The 17,393-nt window shown below is 73.7% G+C and carries 19 protein-coding genes; 9 read left to right on the forward strand and 10 right to left on the reverse strand.

Going from position 1 to position 17,393, the window contains the following annotated elements; all coding sequences use genetic code 11:
• Positions 1-329: 329 nt before the first annotated feature.
• The 3 genes from ACFY7H_RS27195 to ACFY7H_RS27205 all read right to left on the reverse strand — a co-directional run bounded on the left by ACFY7H_RS27195 (position 330) and on the right by ACFY7H_RS27205 (position 2,489).
• Complete coding sequence (locus tag ACFY7H_RS27195; protein ID WP_388942947.1) at positions 330-530, reverse strand: DUF397 domain-containing protein; 201 nt, start codon at positions 528-530, stop codon at positions 330-332.
• A gap of 239 nt (positions 531-769) precedes the next feature.
• The gene (locus ACFY7H_RS27200) at positions 770-1,297 is read right to left on the reverse strand and encodes a hypothetical protein (protein WP_388942949.1); all 528 of its coding nucleotides are present in this window, start codon (positions 1,295-1,297) and stop codon (positions 770-772) included.
• A gap of 265 nt (positions 1,298-1,562) precedes the next feature.
• The gene (locus ACFY7H_RS27205; RefSeq protein WP_388942951.1) at positions 1,563-2,489 is read right to left on the reverse strand and encodes a cyclase family protein; all 927 of its coding nucleotides are present in this window, start codon (positions 2,487-2,489) and stop codon (positions 1,563-1,565) included.
• 95 nt (positions 2,490-2,584) lie between these two features.
• Here ACFY7H_RS27205 and ACFY7H_RS27210 point away from each other — a divergent pair, with 95 nt between their 5' ends.
• Genes ACFY7H_RS27210 through ACFY7H_RS27220 form a run of 3 tightly spaced genes read left to right on the forward strand, consistent with a single transcriptional unit; the run spans position 2,585 to position 5,783 of the window.
• Positions 2,585-3,496 (forward strand): SDR family oxidoreductase, encoded by a 912-nt coding sequence (locus ACFY7H_RS27210; RefSeq protein ID WP_388942954.1) that lies wholly within the window; start codon positions 2,585-2,587, stop codon positions 3,494-3,496.
• 11 nt (positions 3,497-3,507) lie between these two features.
• A complete protein-coding gene (locus ACFY7H_RS27215; RefSeq protein ID WP_388942956.1) occupies positions 3,508-4,719 on the forward strand; it encodes an acyl-CoA dehydrogenase family protein in 1,212 nt (403 codons plus the stop codon).
• The gene (locus ACFY7H_RS27220) at positions 4,716-5,783 is read left to right on the forward strand and encodes a Zn-dependent alcohol dehydrogenase (RefSeq protein ID WP_388942959.1); all 1,068 of its coding nucleotides are present in this window, start codon (positions 4,716-4,718) and stop codon (positions 5,781-5,783) included. The genes ACFY7H_RS27215 and ACFY7H_RS27220 overlap by 4 nt, the downstream gene beginning before the upstream one ends.
• A 109-nt stretch (positions 5,784-5,892) precedes the next feature.
• On the opposite strand, the gene ACFY7H_RS27225 is transcribed toward ACFY7H_RS27220, so the two are convergent.
• A complete protein-coding gene (locus ACFY7H_RS27225) occupies positions 5,893-6,519 on the reverse strand; it encodes a flavin reductase family protein (protein WP_388943298.1) in 627 nt (208 codons plus the stop codon).
• Between the two features lie 171 nt (positions 6,520-6,690).
• On the opposite strand from ACFY7H_RS27225, the gene ACFY7H_RS27230 reads away from it, so the two are divergent.
• Positions 6,691-7,017, forward strand: a complete 327-nt coding sequence (locus ACFY7H_RS27230; protein WP_388942961.1) for a hypothetical protein — start codon at positions 6,691-6,693, stop codon at positions 7,015-7,017.
• Between the two features lie 125 nt (positions 7,018-7,142).
• Positions 7,143-7,937, forward strand: a complete 795-nt coding sequence (locus tag ACFY7H_RS27235) for a VOC family protein (protein ID WP_388943301.1) — start codon at positions 7,143-7,145, stop codon at positions 7,935-7,937.
• An 80-nt stretch (positions 7,938-8,017) separates the two neighbouring features.
• Here the strand turns inward: ACFY7H_RS27235 and ACFY7H_RS27240 are convergent, their stop codons facing one another.
• The 3 genes from ACFY7H_RS27240 to ACFY7H_RS27250 form a co-directional block, all read right to left on the reverse strand.
• Entirely contained in the window at positions 8,018-8,806 is a 789-nt protein-coding gene (locus tag ACFY7H_RS27240) for an enoyl-CoA hydratase/isomerase family protein (RefSeq protein ID WP_388942964.1), read from the reverse strand.
• A gap of 619 nt (positions 8,807-9,425) precedes the next feature.
• On the reverse strand, positions 9,426-11,654 hold the full coding sequence (locus tag ACFY7H_RS27245; RefSeq protein ID WP_388942967.1) for an acetate--CoA ligase family protein: 2,229 nt from the start codon (positions 11,652-11,654) through the stop codon (positions 9,426-9,428).
• Between the two features lie 156 nt (positions 11,655-11,810).
• Positions 11,811-12,962, reverse strand: a complete 1,152-nt coding sequence (locus ACFY7H_RS27250; RefSeq protein WP_388942970.1) for a flavin-containing monooxygenase — start codon at positions 12,960-12,962, stop codon at positions 11,811-11,813.
• 163 nt (positions 12,963-13,125) lie between these two features.
• On the opposite strand from ACFY7H_RS27250, the gene ACFY7H_RS27255 reads away from it, so the two are divergent.
• The 3 genes from ACFY7H_RS27255 (at position 13,126) to ACFY7H_RS27265 (ending at position 14,893) form a co-directional block, all read left to right on the forward strand.
• Positions 13,126-13,896, forward strand: a complete 771-nt coding sequence (locus ACFY7H_RS27255) for a maleate cis-trans isomerase (RefSeq protein WP_388942973.1) — start codon at positions 13,126-13,128, stop codon at positions 13,894-13,896.
• A gap of 74 nt (positions 13,897-13,970) precedes the next feature.
• Entirely contained in the window at positions 13,971-14,423 is a 453-nt protein-coding gene (locus ACFY7H_RS27260; protein ID WP_388942975.1) for a DoxX family protein, read from the forward strand.
• Positions 14,420-14,893, forward strand: a complete 474-nt coding sequence (locus ACFY7H_RS27265) for a Zn-ribbon domain-containing OB-fold protein (RefSeq protein WP_388942978.1) — start codon at positions 14,420-14,422, stop codon at positions 14,891-14,893. The genes ACFY7H_RS27260 and ACFY7H_RS27265 overlap by 4 nt, the downstream gene beginning before the upstream one ends.
• Here the strand turns inward: ACFY7H_RS27265 and ACFY7H_RS27270 are convergent.
• The 3 genes from ACFY7H_RS27270 to ACFY7H_RS27280 all read right to left on the reverse strand — a co-directional run bounded on the left by ACFY7H_RS27270 (position 14,842) and on the right by ACFY7H_RS27280 (position 16,076).
• A complete protein-coding gene (locus tag ACFY7H_RS27270) occupies positions 14,842-15,510 on the reverse strand; it encodes a pyridoxal 5'-phosphate synthase (protein ID WP_388942981.1) in 669 nt (222 codons plus the stop codon). The two genes, ACFY7H_RS27265 and ACFY7H_RS27270, sit on opposite strands and share 52 nt — an antisense overlap.
• Before the next feature lie 141 nt (positions 15,511-15,651).
• Positions 15,652-15,861, reverse strand: coding sequence for a hypothetical protein (locus ACFY7H_RS27275; protein WP_388942984.1), 210 nt, complete (start codon positions 15,859-15,861; stop codon positions 15,652-15,654).
• Complete coding sequence (locus ACFY7H_RS27280; RefSeq protein ID WP_388942987.1) at positions 15,858-16,076, reverse strand: hypothetical protein; 219 nt, start codon at positions 16,074-16,076, stop codon at positions 15,858-15,860. The genes ACFY7H_RS27275 and ACFY7H_RS27280 overlap by 4 nt, the downstream gene beginning before the upstream one ends.
• Before the next feature lie 114 nt (positions 16,077-16,190).
• Between ACFY7H_RS27280 and ACFY7H_RS27285 the strand changes: the two genes are divergently transcribed.
• Entirely contained in the window at positions 16,191-17,381 is a 1,191-nt protein-coding gene (locus tag ACFY7H_RS27285) for a multiprotein-bridging factor 1 family protein (protein ID WP_388942990.1), read from the forward strand.
• Positions 17,382-17,393: the final 12 nt, after the last annotated feature.

Raw genomic sequence — 17,393 nt, forward strand, 5'->3', positions numbered from 1 at the left:
GTACGGTCCTGCTCCAGCGCGTCCAGATCACCCGTGAACTGCGGAATCGTGCACGGATTGATCGGTACGTGGTCGGTCACTTCTGACCCGCCCCCCGAAGTCGAGCTGCGTTCGCGAGCATCCTTGTCTACCCGTCAAATGACGTGGACACAACTTCGTCTGGTTCCAAGCGGCGTTGTGGTGGCAGTGCCGCGGCTGCCCCGGCGGCGAGGGCCTCTCAGTCCTGAACCGCCTTCGGAACCACGTCTGCCCCGGTGCGTGGTTGTCCGGCCGTGCCATGTGAATGCCCCCGCCGGGCCGGCGGGGGCATGGACCTTCCGGGCGAGGGGTCAGCTCACGAAGTGGTCGAACTCGCCCGCCTTGATGCCCTGGATGAAGGCGGCCAGCTTGGCCCGGCTGGTGGTGATGACGTGGCCCGGCTCGTCGCTCTCGCGCATCACGATCTGGCCGGCTTGCCGGCCGACCTCGATGCAGTTCTCGCCGTTGCCTCCGGAGAAGGAGGACTTCTGCCACGTGGTGGGTGCGCTCATGCCGCTGTCTCTCACAGTTCTCGTGCGATGTGGTGGATGATCTGCCGGGACCCTTCCGGGTCGAGGGCGCCTTCTCCGCGATCTCGAACGGCGCGCGGTACTTGCGCAGAGCGCAGGGGGACTGCGTCAAGGTCGTCTGGTTCAGCTTCGAGGTGGCGCCTGAGGGGGCCGGGTACGCGGAGGCCGCCCGCCCCGCCGCCTGGCGGGGCGGGGCGCGGGCGGCCCGTCGAGGGGTCGGGTCAGCAGGGGCGGATGTGGTAGACCGGGGTCCAGGACGCCGTGCCCGTGCCCTTGGCCACGTGCGACCAGCGCTCGCTGCCGTCGGAGTTGTAGAAGCGGGCCCGGGTTCCGGAGGTCTGGTTGTTGTTGAACGTGCCGTCGCCGATGCCGCTGAAGCCGTAGTAGCCGCAGCGGTAGTAGTCGTAGGTGTAGCCGCGGCCGTCCACGATGCACAGGTGGCCGTTGTCGCAGGCCAGCGCCGTGTCCGGGGTCGCCAGGTCGCGGGTCTCGGTCTGGCCCGGAGCCCTGACGACGAGCTCGCCGCCGGCGACGGTCAGTTTGTTCGCGGAGATCTGGCGGGCCTGAGGGTCCGACGCGAGGACGGCGTCGACCCGCTGCTGGAGCTCGGCCGCCTGCGGGGCGGTCAGCCCCGCCGCGCGGGTCTGCTGGGAGAAGGCGGTCGAGGTGGAGGCTTCGGCTGTCAGTACCGGGCCCGCTATCAGGGCCGCGGTCGCGGTCATCATCGCCAGGATCTTGCGCGGTGACATGGGTGTTCCCCTTTTCGTCTTCGGCAGCCAGGTGGACGCCGCTCGTGGCGGCGGTCTGGGAGTCGCGGGACTCATCGTTCCGAAGTCGGGTCGGGTGCATGAAGGGGGGATTCGGCCGGGTTGCGGCTCTTGTGTGGATAACTGCCGTGTGTACCAGCCTCGGACGGCACAGGAGTATCCGATCAAGTGTGTGGTCAATGCACCGTTTCCGCTGGCCGGCCCGGGTTCCCGGTCCGGCCCGGCGGCCGTGGCGTGATGGGGCGGGTCACAGGACCGCCACCGGGGCCACCGGGGTGCCGGTGCCGCCGACGAAAGGTTCCGGCATGGCGGAGAGGAAGAAGCGGTAGCGGCCCGCTTCCGCACAGGCTGTGGACAGTTCCTCCAGGTTCCAGTTCTGGCCCTGGTGCATGCCCATCTCGACCAGGTCCAGCGCGTGCACCGGCAGCCAGAGGTTCTCGATCTCCGGCGGGAAGATCTCGAAGGTGAGGGTGTCGTTCGCGACGGCCGCCACGTCCCGCGCGTGGAACCACCGCGGGGTGCGGACGGAGAGGCCGGGGGAGGGGAATCCGTAGCCGTGCTTGTCGCCCGCCAGGTAGACCTGGACCTGGCCGGTGCGGACGAGGACGACGTCGCCCGCGCGGACCGTGACGCCGCCGAACTCCTCCGCCTCCGCGAGGTCGTCCGGGGTGACCGCGTGGTCGCCCGGGAGGCGGTCCAGGCCCTTGGCGCGGGCCACGTCCAGCAGGACCCCGCGCGAGACGATGTGCCGGGCCTTGTCGATGCCGCTGAACTCCGAGCGCCCGTGCGCGGTGATCGTCGACGCCGGGCGGCCGTTGTAGATGCGGCCCGAGTGGGAGACGTGGGTCAGGGCGTCCCAGTGGGTGGCCGACTGGAGGCCCATCGTCACGGCATCGTCGCTGCACGCCACCGTGCCCGGGCCGAAGAGCTCCTGGTTGATCTGGACCATGGTGTGGAGGGGGTTGACCCGGCCCGGGATGAGGCCCGCCTGGACGCCGTCCTCCTTCAAGGGGAGCGCGAGGGGGATCCGGCGGCCCGTACGGATCTCCGTGGCGGCGGCGCGCACCACCTCGTCGGTGATCAGGTTGAGGGTGCCGATCTCGTCGTCGGCTCCCCAGCGGCCCCAGTTGTTGACGCGCTCGGCGATGTCGTGGAACTCGGGGGGGAGGGTCACCGGCCATCAGCTCCTAGGGCCCGGGGCTTGTGTGAAGGGATCCGACTGGTCATAGAATCTAACGGTCCGTCAGAAAACCCGGGAAGGGGTCGGCCGTGGGGAATTTCTTGGCAGGCAAGGCGGTCGCCGTCACCGGCGCGGGCCGGGGCATCGGCCGGGCGGTGGCGCTCGCCGCCGCCGCCGAGGGCGCCAAGGTCGTCGTCAACGACCACGGCGTCGGGATCGGGGGCGGCGAACCGACCAGCGAGGTCGCGCAGGACGTGGTCAAGGAGATCCACGCCGCCGGCGGCAAGGCCGTCGCCGTCGCCGACGACATCTCCACCATGGCCGGCGGTCAGCGCGTCGTGGACACCGCCCTCGCCGAGTACGGGCGCCTCGACGGCGTCGTCTGCGTCGCCGGGATCCTGCGCGAGCGGATGCTGTTCAACATGTCCGAGGAGGAGTGGGACCCCGTCGTCGCCACCCACCTCAAGGGCACCTTCACCGTCTTCCGCGCCGCCTCCGCCGTCATGCGCCGGCAGGGCTCCGGCACGCTCATCGGCTTCACCAGCGGCAACCACGCCGGATCCGTCGCCCAGGCCAACTACAGCGCCGCCAAGGGCGGGATCATCTCCCTCGTCCGCAGCGCCGCCCTCGGGCTGAACAAGTACGGGGTCACCGCCAACGCCGTCGCGCCCGTCGCCCGGACCCGGATGTCCGCCAACGTGCCGATGGAACTCAAGGAGATCGGCGAGCCCGAGGACGTCGCCGCGCTCGTCACCTACCTCCTCAGCGACCGCGCGAAGGCCGAGGACATCACCGGGCAGGTCTACACGATCGCGGGCCCCAAGATCGCCGTCTGGGCCCAGCCGCGCGAGCTCCGCGCCGGCTACGCCGAAGGCGCCTGGACCCCCGAGAAGATCGCCGACTTCCTCCCCGGAACCGTCGGCACCGACCCGATGCCGATGCTCGCCCAGCTCGAAGCCATGGCCAAGGCCGCCGCCGCCAAGGACCGGCCCAACGCCTGAGGGGGAGCGCCGTGGACTTCAGCTTCGGGCCCGAGGACGAAGAGCTGCGCGCCCGCGCCCGCGCATGGCTCACCGGGCACCTCGTGGGCCCGTACGCGCGGGCCGCCGGCCTCGGCGGACCGGGCAGCGAACACGAAGGCACCGGGATCCGCCGCGACTGGGAGCGCGAGCTGGGCCGCGGCGGCTGGATCGGCCAGGGCTGGCAGGAGGAGGGCTACGGCAACCGGCGGCTCTCCCTCACCGGACAGGTGGTGTGGGCCGAGGAGTACGCGGCCCTGCGCGCCCCCGCCCGGGTCGGCCACATCGGCGAGAACCTCCTCGCCCCCACCCTGATCGCCTACGGCAGCCGCGAGCAGAAGGACCGCTACCTGCCCCCGATCGCCCGCGGCGAGGAGCTGTGGTGCCAGGGCTACAGCGAGCCCGGTGCCGGATCCGACCTCGCCGCGGTGCGCACGGCCGCCGTACGCGACACCGCGGACGGGCTGCTGCGCGTCACCGGGCAGAAGATCTGGACCTCCCTGGCCCGGGAGGCCGACTGGTGCTTCGTCCTGGCCCGCACCGAGGCCGGCTCCCGCCGCCACCGGGGGCTGTCCTTCCTCCTCGTCCCCATGGACCAGCCGGGCAGGGTGGAGGTCCGGCCGATCCGGCAGATGTCCGGGACGGCGGAGTTCAACGAGGTCTTCTTCGACGGGGCCGTGGCGCGGGAGGCCGTCGGCGGCGAGGGCAACGGCTGGGCCGTCGCCATGGGCCTGCTCGCCCTGGAACGCGGCGTCTCCACCCTCGTCCAGCAGATCGGCTTCGCCGCCGAACTGGAGCGCGTGGTCAAGGCGTACGCGGCTTCGGGCGCGCCGGACCCGGTCCTGCGCGAACGCCTCGTACGGCAGTGGGCGGAGCTGCGCACCATGCGCTGGAACGCCCTGCGGACGCTGGGGGGTGCGGGGGCCGCGGGGGCCGCGGGCGACGCGGGCGCGCCCAGCGTGGCGAAGCTGCTGTGGGGCGGGTGGCACCGGCGGCTCGGGGAACTGGCCGTCCAGGTGCGGGGTGCGGTCGCGACGGCCGGGCCGGGGCTCTGGGCGCGGGGGGACCCGTACGAACGCGGGCTCGACGAGGAACAGCGCCTCTTCCTGTTCACCCGGGCCGACACGATCTACGGCGGCTCGGACGAGATCCAGCGGAACATCATCGCCGAGCGGGTGCTCGGCCTGCCTAAGGAGCCCAGGTGAGAGGCGTCGTGTTCGACGGCAAGCAGGCCCAGGTGGTCGGGGACCTGGAGATCCGGGATCCGGGACCGGGGGAGGTGCTGGTCGCGGTAGCGGCGGCCGGGCTGTGCCACAGCGACCTGTCGGTGATCGACGGGACGATCCCCTTCCCGCCGCCGGTCGTGCTCGGGCACGAGGGCGCGGGCGTGGTCGAGGCCGTGGGGGCGGGGGTGACGCACGTGGCGCCCGGTGACCACGTGGCGCTGTCCACCCTCGCCAACTGCGGGACCTGCGCGGACTGCGACCGGGGCCGTCCCACGATGTGCCGCAAGGCGATCGGGATGCCGGACCAGCCCTTCTCGCGGGACGGAAAACCGCTGTTCCAGTTCGCCTCCAACTCGGCGTTCGCGGAGCGGACCCTGGTCAAGGCCGTGCAGGCGGTCAAGATTCCGGAGGACGTCCCGCTGACCTCGGCCGCGCTGATCGGCTGCGGGGTGCTCACCGGCGTGGGCGCGGTCCTCAACCGGGCGAAGGTCGGCCTCGGTGAGACGGTCGTGGTCATCGGGACCGGCGGGATCGGGCTCAACGTCATCCAGGGCGCCCGGATCGCGGGCGCGGCGGTCATCGTCGCGGTGGACGCGAACCCGGCGAAGGAGGCGGTGGCCCGGCAGTTCGGCGCCACCCACTTCGTCGATGCCTCGGCCGTGGCCGACACCTCGGCGGCGGTCCGGGAGGTCCTCCCGACGGGCGCGGACCACGCCTTCGAGTGCGTCGGCAGCGTCAAGCTGATCCGGCAGGCCGTCGATCTCCTCGACCGGCACGGGCAGGCGGTGCTGCTCGGGGTGCCCGGCTTCAAGGAGGAGGCGTCCTTCCTGGTGTCCTCCATGTACCTGGACAAGACGATCATGGGCTGCCGGTACGGGTCCTCGCGCCCCCAGCGCGACATCGCGCTCTACGCGGAGCTCTACCGGCAGGGGAAGCTGCTGCTGGACGAACTGGTGACGGAGGTCTACCCGGTGGAGGACTTCGCGAAGGCCGCGGACGACGCCCACCACGGGCGGGTCGCGCGCGGGGTGCTCACGTTCTGATCCGGATGGCCCGGCGCGCGTACGGAGTCTCCCGCGCGCGCCGGGCCCTCAGGTCAGCGCCGGCGCGGGCGCGGGGAGCGCGGGGAGGGCCCGGGGCCGGGGGCGGCGGTCAGTCGGCCAGGCGGGCGAAGCGGCCCTTGTGGAAGAGCAGCGGGTCGCCCTCGTCGGCGGCGCCCATGGCTTCGACCCGGCCCACGACGATGAGGTGGTCGCCGCCGGTGTGGACGGCGTGGATCCGGCAGTCGATCCAGGCCGGTACGTCGTCCAGCCGCGGGGATCCGGTCGCGGGGGCGGGCCGGTGGGAGACGCCGGCGAACTTGTCGGCGCCGCTGACCGCGAAGGCCCGGCACAGCCCGCCCTGCTCGGCTCCGAGGATGTTGACGCAGAACACCCCGGCGCGGGCGATGCGCGGCCAGGTGGCCGACGTGCGGGCCACCATGAAGGTGACCAGCGGCGGGTCCAGGGAGAGCGAGGCGAAGGACTGGCAGGCGAAGCCGGCCGGGCCTTCCCCGCCGTCGGCCGGCGGGGCGGTGATGACCGTGACGCCGCTCGCGAAGTTGCCCAGTACGGCCCGGAACTCGGCGGGACTGACGGGCGCGCGCTCGTCCGCGCCGACGGCCCGCAGGCCGGGGCGGGACGGGGGGTGCCCCGGGACGAAGTCCGGGGGAGCGCCGGGCCGCCCGCCGGAAGTGGGGGAGCCGGCTGATCTGAGGTATCGGACGACGGTGGCCGCCATCCCTGCGTGTCCCATCACACGACGATTGAAGCTGACGGAGTGTCAGATTGCTAGGGGGTGGGGGGTCCGGCCGGGGTCGGGGAGGGGGTCGGGCGGGTGTGGGGCGCGGGTGTGGGGTGCCGACGAGTTGAACGTGTTCAAGTCGGAGGGGCGGGGCGCGATGGCGCACGAGTGCACACCGTTCTGTTCGCGCTGCCCGTCACCGCCGCGGCCCGGGCGCTGGGCCGCCGCACCGGCCTGCCCGCCGCCGCCCTGGCCGTCCTGCTGGGAGCGGCCCTCGCCGCGCTGTACGCGGCCGAGGGATGGCGGCGCGGGCTGCCCTTCGGGCCGGCCTGGGCGTGGGTGGCCGGGCTCGCGGTGCTGCCGGTGACCGGGGCGCTGTACACCCGCGCGCGGGACGCGGGGCCGCTGACGATGCTCGCGCGGGGCGTCGGTGTCACGGTGGCCGGCCTGCTGGTGCTGCTGCTGTTCGGCGTCGGGCTCGCCGTCGGGGGCTGAGGACCGCCGCCCGCGACCCCCGAACGGGTGAATCCGCCCGGCCTCGGGCGGCCGTACGCCGTCGCGTGCGCGAGGCGTGGGCAAGGTGGCCAGCGACCGTGTCGCCCCACCCGCTGGAGGACCCCATGCTCGGCACCGCGTTCCGTACCGGCTCACCCAACTGGCTCGACCTCGGCAGCCCCGACACCGGCGCGGCCGCCGCGTTCTACCGGGCGGTCTTCGGCTGGGAGTTCGTCTCCGCCGGACCCGAGGCGGGCGGGTACGGCTTCTTCCGGCGCGGCGGGAAGACCGTGGCCGCACTCGGTCCGCTCACCGAGGAGGGCGCGCGGTCGGCGTGGATGGTGCACTTCCAGAGCCCCGACATGCGGGCCACGGCCGAAGCGGTGCGGGCCGGGGGCGGGCAGGTGCGGACGGAGCCCATGGACGTCATGGGCGAGGGCTGGCTGGCCCAGTTCACCGACCCGCAGGGCGCGCAGTTCGCCGCCTGGCAGCCCGGGAAGACCGGCGGGCTGGAGATCGCCTCCGAGGAGAACACGCTGGTGTGGGTGGAGCTCCACGTACCCGACCCGGTCGCCGCGATCCGGTTCTACACCGCGGTGTTCGGCTGGCGGTCCGCCGAGATGGAGGCGCCGGGGATGACGTACCGGGTGCTGAGCGTCGGCGACGGGGACCAGGAGGAGGGGTCCTTCGGCGGGGTCGCGCCGCAGGGCGAGGGCGCGGGCGGCGCGTCGACGATGGTGCCGCGGTGGGTGCCGTACTTCCAGGTGGCGGACGTGGACGCCACCGTCGCGGCGGCCGAGGAGCACGGCGGCGCGGTGCTGATGCCGGCGGAGGACGTGCCCGAGGTCGGCCGGATCGCCTGGGCCTCCGACCCGGCCGGGGCGGTGTTCGCGCTGCTGAAGCCGGAGCCGCGGAGGTAGCGGGGCGGCGGGGCCGGGGTCGGGGTCGGGGTCGGGGGAGGGGACCAGCCGGCGGGGTCCGCGCCCCGCCGGGCGGGCCGTCAGCGGCCCAGGTACTTCGGGGTGCGGCGCTCCACGAAGCTCGCCACGCCCTCGTTCGCGTCGGCGGTGGTCATGTTGAGCTCCTGGGCGGTGGCCTCGGCGGCGAGGGCGGTGGCGCGGTCGCCGTCGAGGGAGGCGTTGACCAGCTGCTTCGTGAGCGCGAGGGCACGGGTCGGGCCCTGCGCGAGGCGCTCCGCCCAGTCGCGGGCGGCGGCCTCCAGCCCGTCGGCCGGGACCACCCGGTTGACCAGCCCGAGGCGGGCGGCCTCCTCGGCGGGGACGGCGTCACCGAAGAACAGCAGCTCCTTGGCCTTCTGGGGGCCGAGGAGGCGGGGCAGGAGGTAGGCGCCGCCACCGTCGGGGACGAGGCCGCGGCGGACGAACACCTCGATGAAGCGGGCCGTTTCGGCGGCGATGACGAGGTCGCAGGCGAGGGCGAGGTGGGCGCCGATGCCGGCGGCGGTGCCGTTGACCGCGGCGATGACGGGCTTCTCGCAGTCGAGGACCGCGGTGATCAGGCGTTGGGCGCCGAGGCGGATCATACGGGCGACGTCACCGGCGACGCGGTCGCCGGTGACCGGCGCCCCGCCGCGCAGGTCGGCGCCGGCGCAGAAGCCCTTGCCGGTGGCGGTGAGGACGACAGCGCGGATGCCGGGGTCGGCGGAGGCGGTGCCGAGCAGGGAGATGACGCGGTCGCGCTGGTCCGGGGTGAGGGCGTTCATGGCGTCGGGGCGGTTGAGGGTGATCCAGCTGACGCTGGCCTCGACGCGGTGCAGGATCTCGTCCATGGGGTGCGGGGGCTCCTGTCGGGGTGGCCGTTGCCCGTGCCCTGGCCGGGCGGTTCGGGGGTGGCGGGGTGCCCCGTCGGGCGGTTGCCCTGTGGGGCGGTGCCGGGGCGGGTGCTGCCCTGCGGGGCGGGCGGCTTGTCGGGCGGTTCGGGGGTGGGGTGTTGCCCTGCCGGGTGGTTGCCCGGCCTGGCGGGGTGCGGTGGGGTGGTTTCGGGTGGGTCGGGGGCGGGGCCGGGGGGGGGGGGGGGCCGGGCGGGGGGGGGGGGGGGGGGGGGGGGGGGGGGGGGGGGGGGGGGGGGCGGGGGGGGGGTGTCGTCCGGGGCGGGCTTCGATGTTCGGCGCCTGTTCCGGATCCGGTTGTGCGAGGTACCGCGCGCCGAATTCATCTCGTTTTGGCCCCGGACGACACCCCACCCCGTCCCCACCCCCTTGCGTCCGTTGTCCGGCCGCCCGCCCGTGTCTTTGGCCGCGCAGGTGTGCGGATCCAGCTTGGCCGCCACCTCCAGCCCCGCCGGCGCTTGAGGCGTGGGGGTCTGGGGGCTGGCCCCCAGGAAGGGGGCCGGGGCTGAGCTCCGGGGAACGGGCGAAGGGTGGGCGGGGACGGCCCCGCGCGGCGGCGTCAGAGGCACACGGCCAGTGCGTCCAGCGCCACCGCGCCCTGGCCGCGGGGCAGGACCATGAGGGGGTTGATGTCCAGCTCGGAGAGTTCGTCGCCCAGTTCCAGCGCCATCCGCTGCACCCGCAGGACGACCTCCACCAGCGCGTCCACGTCCGCCGGCGGTGCCCCCCGTACGCCTTCCAGCAGGGCGTGCCCGCGTAGTTCGCGGAGCATCGTGCGGGCCTGGTCCTCCCCGAAGGGGGGTACGCGGACCGCCGTGTCGCCCAGGACTTCCACCAGGACGCCGCCCAGGCCGACGGTGACGGTGGGGCCGAAGAGGGGGTCCTGGGTGACGCCGACGACCATTTCGACGCCGCGCTCGATCATCTGGCAGACCAGGATGCCGTCCAGGGGGACGTTCTCGTAGCGGGCTATGTCCGTCAGTTCGCGGTACGCGTCGCGGATCTGGCTCGCCGAGGTGAGGCCGACCTTGACCAGGCCGAGTTCCGTCTTGTGGGCCAGCTGGGGGGCGGAGGCCTTCATGACGACCGGGTAGCCGACGAGGCCGGCCGCGCGGACGGCGGCCGCCGCGCTGGTCACCAGCTGCTCGCGCGGGACGCGGATGCCGTAGGCGCGCAGCAGCTGCTTGGCGGCGTGCTCGCTGAGCTGCTGGCCGGAGCGCATCAGGGCCTGGGCCTTGCGGTGCGAGGGGGAGGGGGTGCGGGGGGCGTCGGCGAAGGGGGAGCGGTAGGAGGCGGTGAAGCGGTGGTGTCCGATGTAGGCGCGGACGGCGGTGATGCAGTTGCCGAAGGTGCGGAAGGTGGCCACGCGGGAGGAGCCGAGGAGGGTGGTGCGGTAGGCCTCCTCGGTGCCGACGGGGGAGCCCCAGATGACGCAGACCAGCTTGTCGGTGGCTTCGGCGGCGTCGACGAGGTCCTGCGCGAGCCGGTCGCTCATCGGGGGGAAGGGGCCGGTGATCGGACAGATGAGGACGCCGACCGAGGGGTCGGCGAGGAGCGCGTCGATGATCTTGCGGCCGCGCCAGTCGCCCACCGGGTGGCCGCCGTTGTCGACGGGGTTGGCGACGTCGAGGTAGGAGGGGATCCACTGGTGGAGCTCGGCCTGTTTGGCCTCGGAGAGGGTCGGCAGGGTCAGGCCGGCCTCGGTGGCGAGGTCGGAGAAGTGGGCGCCGGTGCCGCCGGAGATGGAGTACACGACGACGCCGTCGGCCCGTGGCGGCCGGGCGCGGGCCAGGAGGGCGGCGGTGTCCTGGAGCTCGTCCAGTCCGTCGACCCGGATGACCCCGAACTGCCGCATGGCGGCGTCCACGACGGTGTCGGCGCCGGTGAGCTTGCCGGTGTGGGAGGCGGCCGTGCGGGCTCCGGTCTCGGTGCGGCCGACCTTGACGGCGACGACGGGGACCTTGTTGCGGGCGGCGCGGTCGGCGGCCAGGAGGAAGGAACGGCCGTCCTTGAGGCCTTCGACGTAGCAGGCGATGGCTCCGACCTCGGGCCGCTCGGCGAAGTAGGAGATGAAGTCGGAGGTTTCGAGGTCGGCCTCGTTGCCGGTCGGCGCCCAGTGGGAGAGGCGGATGCCCAGCTCCTGGAGGGTGTAGACGGGCCGCCCCTGGTGGCCGGACTGGGTGATGAGGGCGATGGCGGGGCCGTCGAGGTCGTCGCGGAACTCCTGGAAGGCGTTGAGGTTGGTGTTGGGGCCGAGCAGGCGCAGTCCGGAGCGGCGGACGGCGGCGGCGAGGCGGGCCTGGGCGGCGGCGCCGGCGTCACCCGTCTCGGCGAAGCCGGAGGCGAAGGCGACGGCGAACTTGACTTTGGTGTCGGCGAGTTCCTCGATGACGGAAACCGGGTCCGCGACGAGGAGCACCGCGAGATCGACCTGTTCCGGCAGCGCGGCCACGGAGGGGTGGCAGGGCAGGCCGAAGACGGTGGTGCGGGTGGGGTGTACCGGGTGGACGCGGGCACCGACGCGTTCGGCCCAGGCGATGAGCTGGCGGGTGATGCCGGTGTTGGGCCTGCCCTCGGCGTCTGAGGCGCCGACGACCGCCACGGACTCGGGCCGGAAGAACCGGTCCAGGTCGGGCACGTCGGAGTGCAGGGGCCGTCCGCTGACGTCCAGGGCGGCGGTGTCCTCGGCGGTGGCCGTGGAGTGGACGGCCGCCCTGGGGGTCTCCCCGCAGGCCTCGACGCGCGCGCGGAAGTCGGTGGTGAGGGTGCCGTGAGTAGATCCAAGCATCGCTTCGCCCGCCCTGCTCGATGAGTCCCTAGCTGACGCGTAGTCAGATTACTGAACTGACGCGCCGTCAGGAACAGGGCTGCGCAGGAAAGGTGGTGGAGGTGATGTGCTTGAACGGTGGCAGAGGGGTCCGGTGCGGTACAGGGTGATTTCGGCCTAGCGGCGGGCGAGGGCCTTGGCTATGCGTACGGCGTCGAGGGACAGCTCGCGGAACATGCCGCTGATCGGGTTCGTGTACCCGGTGAAGTGGAGGCCCGGGGCGTTCCGCGGGGCGCGGGCGCCGTGGGAGACGGGGCGGCCGCGGTCGTCGAGTACGTCCAGGTGGCCCACCAGCCCCTCCAGCCCGCGCCGGTAGCCCGTCGCCGCCACCACCGCGTCCGGGGTGATCCGCGTACCGTCGGCCAGCACCACCTCGGCGCCGTCGAAGGCGGCCACGGCCGCCACCGGTTCCACCCGGCCCGCGCGCACGGCCTTGATCAGGCCGACGTCCTGCACCGGCACCGCCCCCTGCCGGACCCTGCTGTACAGGCCGGTGTCCGGGCGCGGGAGTCCGTACGCCGACAGGTCGGGGACGGCCTTGGCCGCGAGCGCCCCCAGCCGGTCCACCAGCCGGACGGGGAGCCGGCGCACCAGGATCCCGGTGCGCTGCGCCGGCCAGCCCAGGGTGGAGCGGCGCACGATGTGCGGGGCGGTGCGCACGGCGAGCCGCACCCGGGCGGCCCCGCCCTCGGCGAGGTCCACGGCTATCTCGGCACCGGTGTTGCCGACGCCGACGACGAGCACGTCCTGCCCGGCGTACGGGGCCGGGTCGCGGTAGTCGCGGGCGTGCAGCAGCCGTCCGGTGTACGTGTCGCGGCCCGGCCAGTCGGGGAGTGCCGGGGTGTGGTTGTAGCCCGTCGCCACCACCACCGCGCGGGCCGCGAGGAGGCGCCCGCCGGAGGCGTGCAGGGTCCAGCCGTCCCCGTCGGCGGCGGGCTCGATCCGGGTCACCTCGACCCCGGTCACCAGTTCCAGCTCGTGGAACTCGGCGTACTTCTCCAGGTACCGGACCACGTCGGCCCGCGCGACCCAGCGTCCGAAGCGGCGCGGGATCGCCAGCCCGGGCAGGGCCGACAGCCGCCGGGTGGTGTGCAGCCGCAGCCGCTCGTAGTGGCCGCGCCAGGAGGAGCCGACCGCGCCGGACCGCTCGACGACCACCGCGCGCACCCCGCGGGCGCGCAGGGCGGCGGCGACGGCGAGGCCGCCGGGGCCCGCGCCGATCACGTACACGGGGCGGGGCTCGGTGGAGGTCAGGTCGGGCTCGGACATGGGCAGTGAGCGTATCGACACCCAGCGTTGATGGGTCTCGGACGAGGAGGGAATCGATTGCGGATCGATCACGGGCGGCGGCGGGCCCGGCGCGGCCCGCCGCCATGACGGTACGAGTGATGACAAAGTGGGGCATCCGGCCCCGGAGAGGAGTGCGTGCGCGATGTGGCAGCCCGACGGGTGGGACGTGCGCGTCCGCCTCGGTGTCCTCACCCCCCACGCCGACGTCGGCCCCGAATCCGAGCTGCGCGCCATGGTCCCGTCGGACGTGGGCCTGCACACCGCCCGGGTGCCGTTCGCCGCGATGGGGCCCGGCGGCGCGATGGGGCCGACCGTGCCGCTCGCCCCGGTGCGGGCCTTCGCCGAGCCGCCGCACGTGGACGACGCGGCCGAGCTGCTCGCCGCCGCGCCGGTGGCGGCGATCGCCTACGCCTTCACCAGCTCCGCGTACGTGATCGGCGCGCGTGGGGAGGCGTACATGCTCGACCGGCTGCGCGAGCGCGCCGGCGGGCTGCCCGTGGTCGCCACCTGCGCCGCCGCCGTCGAGGCGCTGCGCGCGCTCGACGTCGCGCGGCTCGCGCTGGTCGATCCGCCCTGGTTCGACGCCACCCTGAGCGACCTGGGGCGGGGCTACTACGAGGAGGCCGGGTTCGGGGTTCCGTACGCCGCCCCGTGCGGGCTGCCCAGCGGGCAGGCGCTGATCCGGCCGGACGCTCTGTACGGCTGGGTGCTGGAGCAGGTCCCCGACGAGGCCGAGGCGGTGGTCGTCGGCGGCAACGGCTTCCGGGCCGTCGGGGTGATCGAGGCCCTGGAGGCGCAGCTGGACCGGCCGGTGCTGACCGCGAACCAGGTGCTGCTGTGGGCCGCTCTGCGCGCGGCGGGCGAGCCGACGGGCGGGATCGCCGGGTACGGGCGGCTGTTCTCGGCACCCTGACGCGGGGCCTTGCGCGATCCGCTCCGGTCCGCTGAACTGACGTATCGTCAGATCGAGGGGTGGAGGGGCGAACCGTGCAGACCATCTGGCTCACCGGCGCCGAATGGCTCGCCGTGCTGCGGATAGGCCTCGGCCTGTGGTGGCTGGAGAGCTGGCGGCACAAGGACAAGAAGGGCTGGTTCGAGCGCGGCACCGGCATCGCCTGGGCCGCCGACGTCGCCGGGAAGCACCGCTGGACCTTCGTCAGGACCGGCTTCGACAAGGTCGTCCGGCCCCGGCCCAGGCTGGTGGCGTACACCGTCGTCTACGCCGAACTCGCCCTCGGGCTGGGCCTGGTGCTCGGCTTCCTCACCCCCGTCGCCCTCGTCGGCGGGCTGCTCCTGAACCTGCTCTACCTGGTCCTGATGATCCACGACTGGGCCGAACAGGGGCAGAACGCGATGATGGCGCTCATCTCGCTCGTCGCGCTCCTCGCGATGTCCTGGCAGACCTGGTCCCTCGACGCGACGATCGGAATCCTGCTGTGAGCGCCGTACGGTACGACCTCCCCGAGCCGGACGAGTTCACCCGCCCCTACTGGGACGCCGCCGCCGAAGGCCGCCTCCTGCTGCGCCGCTGCGCCGACTGCGGGCGCGCCCACCACTACCCGCGCGAGTTCTGCCCCCTGTGCTGGGCCGGCGAGGACCGCGTCGCCTGGGAGCCGGCGAGCGGCCGCGCCACCCTCTACACCTGGTCCGTCGTCCACCGCAACGACCTGCCGCCCTTCGGTACGCGCGTCCCCTACGCGGCGGCCGTCGTCGACCTCGAGGAGGGCCCCCGGATGATGACCGAGGTCGTCGACTGCCCGTACGAGGACCTGCGCGTCGGCATGCCCCTGCGGGTCGCCTTCCGGGAGGTCGCGGAGGGGGTGCGGGTGGCGGTGTTCCGGCCGGACGGGCCCGCCGCTCAGGGCCAGAGCAGCTCCCGCAGCCAGGAGTCCCCGGCCGAGCGGCGGTAGCGCAGGCGGACGTGCCGGCGGGCGGCGTCACCCTGGAAGAACTCCGCCTCCGCGGGCTCCAGTACGTACCGCGTCCAGGTCGGCGCCGGCGCGTCCGGCTCCGCCGCGGCCCGCTCCCACGCCGCCGCCGAGGCCCGCGCCAGCTCCTCGGCGGAGCCCAGCACCTCGCTCTGCCGACCGGTCAGCGCGGCCGCCAGCGCCCCGCGCGAACGCACCGCCAGGTCCGCCCGGCTCTCCTCGGGCCCGCAGGTCACGACCCGGCCCCGGATCCGTACCTGCCGGCCCACCGACGGCCAGTAGAAGACCAGCGCCGCGTCGGCCCGGCCGGCCAGCTGGCGGCCCTTCGCGCTCGTGGAGTGGGAGGCGAAGTGCCAGCCCCGCTCGTCGGCGTCGTGCAGCATCAGCACGCGCACGTCGGGCCGCCCCTCGGCGTCGACCGTCGCCAGGCTCATCGTGTGCGGCTCGGGCTGCCCCGCCCGGGCGGCGTGCAGGAACCACTCCCGGAACAGCGCCGTGGGCGCGGCGGGGGCCCCGGCCGGATCGAAGCCGGGAAGCGGCGCCTCCCACACCCGCAGGGAGTGCAGGACCTCGTGGAACTCGCTGCTGCTGTCGCTCATGCCGCCCAGGCTAGGCGGTACTCCGGCGCGCCCGGGACGACCGGTCCTGCGGGGACGGGGCCCCGCCTTCGGCCTCGGTACGACGGGGTCTGGAAGCGGACGCTGCCGGACTGGGGCGGGTGAGGCGGGGAGTCCGGACGTTCAGCGCGCGTCGGCCTGACGGAGCGCCCGGTGGTCGGCGACGACCCACTCGACTCCGCCGCCTTCGGGGCGCAGGAAGATCGCGCCGGGGATGACGCGCCGGGTCTGCGGGTCCTCCCACTCGCCGATGAACTGGACGATCCCTTCGCGGTCCCCGGCGGGATCGAGGACGCGGGCGCCCTCGTGGAGCCAGGACGGGGGCCTGCTCATGCCGTTCCTTCCCCGCGGGCCGGTTCGGTGCGGGCGTACGCGTCGCCCGGATCCCGCCGGCCGCGCCCGGCCCTCGCGATCAGGGCCGGGGAGGGCTGGCCGTACAAGCTGGTGACGTCGGCTCCGGCGGCGAAGGCGTGCCACGGGATGGACGCGGTGTGCCGGTCCTCGGGCTGCTGGGCGTCCGGGGTTGGGAGGGGGAGGGGCTCGTTCATGGCACTCGCTCCTATCCGAAGGGGTGGTATGGACAGTGAAGCCGTCCGGACCCGTTCGGACGATGTCTGACGGAGGGTCTGCAAAGTCTGTGCGTGGATCGGCACACTCTGTGCATGGGCGATTTGCCAGGGGACGTGCTGCGGCGGGCTCGCAACGCCAAGCGCCTGTCGCAAGGGGCAGTGGGCAAGGCCGTCGGATACTCCGGGTCCTGGCTGTCGCGGGTCGAAACCGGGAAGATCCAGCCCGACCATGACGCGTTGGCCGCTCTGTGTGGTGTCCTGAGCCTGAAGGCCGCTGATGTCGGACTCGAAGGGGATGACGTGCACCGCCGAAACGTGCTCGCGCTCGGTCTGGGAGTCGGCATCGCCGCCGCGCTTCCCGGTACGGCCGCCTCGGCCTCCACCGATCCCAAGGAGCTGGTGGAGCGGTCGCTGTTCCGTCTGCCCGAGGTGCGGCCGGCGTCCCGCGCGTCGCTTGTGGCGGCGCTGACCGAGGCCCGGACCGTGTTCCAGGAGGCGCAGTACAGCAGGCTGAGCCGCAGTCTGCCGTCGCTGATCTCCGGCTCCCTGGCGTCGCAGGCCCACGACATCGCAGCCCGCGCGTACGTGCTGCTCGCCCAGCTCGCGATCAAGAACTACCAGGGTCCGTTCGCCGGCGTCGCGGCCGAGCGGGCACGCGCGCAGGCAGAGCTGACGGGCAACGCGGTGGTGATGGGTGAGGCGGCGCACTCCATGGGCATCACGCTGCGGCGCGGCGGGGAGTACCAGGCGGCCATCGACCATCTCCGGCAGGCAGCGGACCGGCTCGGTAGCCGGTCGGAGGAACTGGCCATGCGGGGGACGCTGATGCTGACGGCCTCCTACAGTGCCGCGCAGGCCGGTTGGCGGGGGCAGGCCATGGAGCTGATCGGGCAGGCCGAGGAGACCGCGAAGCGCCGGGAGAGCGCCGCTCAGCGCCTCTACATCCCCGGCGTTTTCGGCCAGGACCAGACGAAGGTCTTCCGGATCTCGGTACACCACGCGCTCGGCGAGGACGATCAGGCGCTGATTCACGCGGAGAAGATCGACCCCCGTCGGCTGCCGAACGCGGAGAGGCGGGGCCGGATGTGCATGGACGTCGCCCGCGTGTGGCAGAGGCTCGGCGAGCCGGAGAAGGCGTTTCACGCCCTGCGCGTTCTGGCCTCGTACGCGCCCGAGGAGGCGACCCGGCCGAAGGTGAGGTCCATCGTCTCGGAGTTGTTGGTGATGAACCCGGAGATGCCGGGGCTGCGCGGGTTCTCCCAGAAGGTCGGCGCGACTGTCTGAGCGGAACCTCGC

The organism is Streptomyces sp. NPDC012794 (assembly GCF_042901085.1).
Lineage (GTDB): Bacteria > Actinomycetota > Actinomycetes > Streptomycetales > Streptomycetaceae > Streptomyces.

What these genes read in the sequence shown, in the direction of transcription:
- ACFY7H_RS27280 (WP_388942987.1), bottom strand. Translation starts at nt 16,076, where the DNA reads ATGAACGAGCCCCTCCCCCTCCCAACCCCGGACGCCCAGCAGCCCGAG.
- ACFY7H_RS27255 (WP_388942973.1), top strand. Translation starts at nt 13,126, where the DNA reads ATGTGGCAGCCCGACGGGTGGGACGTGCGCGTCCGCCTCGGTGTCCTC.
- ACFY7H_RS27245 (WP_388942967.1), bottom strand. Translation starts at nt 11,654, where the DNA reads ATGCTTGGATCTACTCACGGCACCCTCACCACCGACTTCCGCGCGCGC.
- ACFY7H_RS27240 (WP_388942964.1), bottom strand. Translation starts at nt 8,806, where the DNA reads ATGGACGAGATCCTGCACCGCGTCGAGGCCAGCGTCAGCTGGATCACC.
- ACFY7H_RS27285 (WP_388942990.1), top strand. Translation starts at nt 16,191, where the DNA reads ATGGGCGATTTGCCAGGGGACGTGCTGCGGCGGGCTCGCAACGCCAAG.
- ACFY7H_RS27250 (WP_388942970.1), bottom strand. Translation starts at nt 12,962, where the DNA reads ATGTCCGAGCCCGACCTGACCTCCACCGAGCCCCGCCCCGTGTACGTG.
- ACFY7H_RS27200 (WP_388942949.1), bottom strand. Translation starts at nt 1,297, where the DNA reads ATGTCACCGCGCAAGATCCTGGCGATGATGACCGCGACCGCGGCCCTG.
- ACFY7H_RS27195 (WP_388942947.1), bottom strand. Translation starts at nt 530, where the DNA reads ATGAGCGCACCCACCACGTGGCAGAAGTCCTCCTTCTCCGGAGGCAAC.
- ACFY7H_RS27235 (WP_388943301.1), top strand. Translation starts at nt 7,143, where the DNA reads ATGCTCGGCACCGCGTTCCGTACCGGCTCACCCAACTGGCTCGACCTC.
- ACFY7H_RS27275 (WP_388942984.1), bottom strand. Translation starts at nt 15,861, where the DNA reads ATGAGCAGGCCCCCGTCCTGGCTCCACGAGGGCGCCCGCGTCCTCGAT.
- ACFY7H_RS27270 (WP_388942981.1), bottom strand. Translation starts at nt 15,510, where the DNA reads ATGAGCGACAGCAGCAGCGAGTTCCACGAGGTCCTGCACTCCCTGCGG.
- ACFY7H_RS27225 (WP_388943298.1), bottom strand. Translation starts at nt 6,519, where the DNA reads ATGGCGGCCACCGTCGTCCGATACCTCAGATCAGCCGGCTCCCCCACT.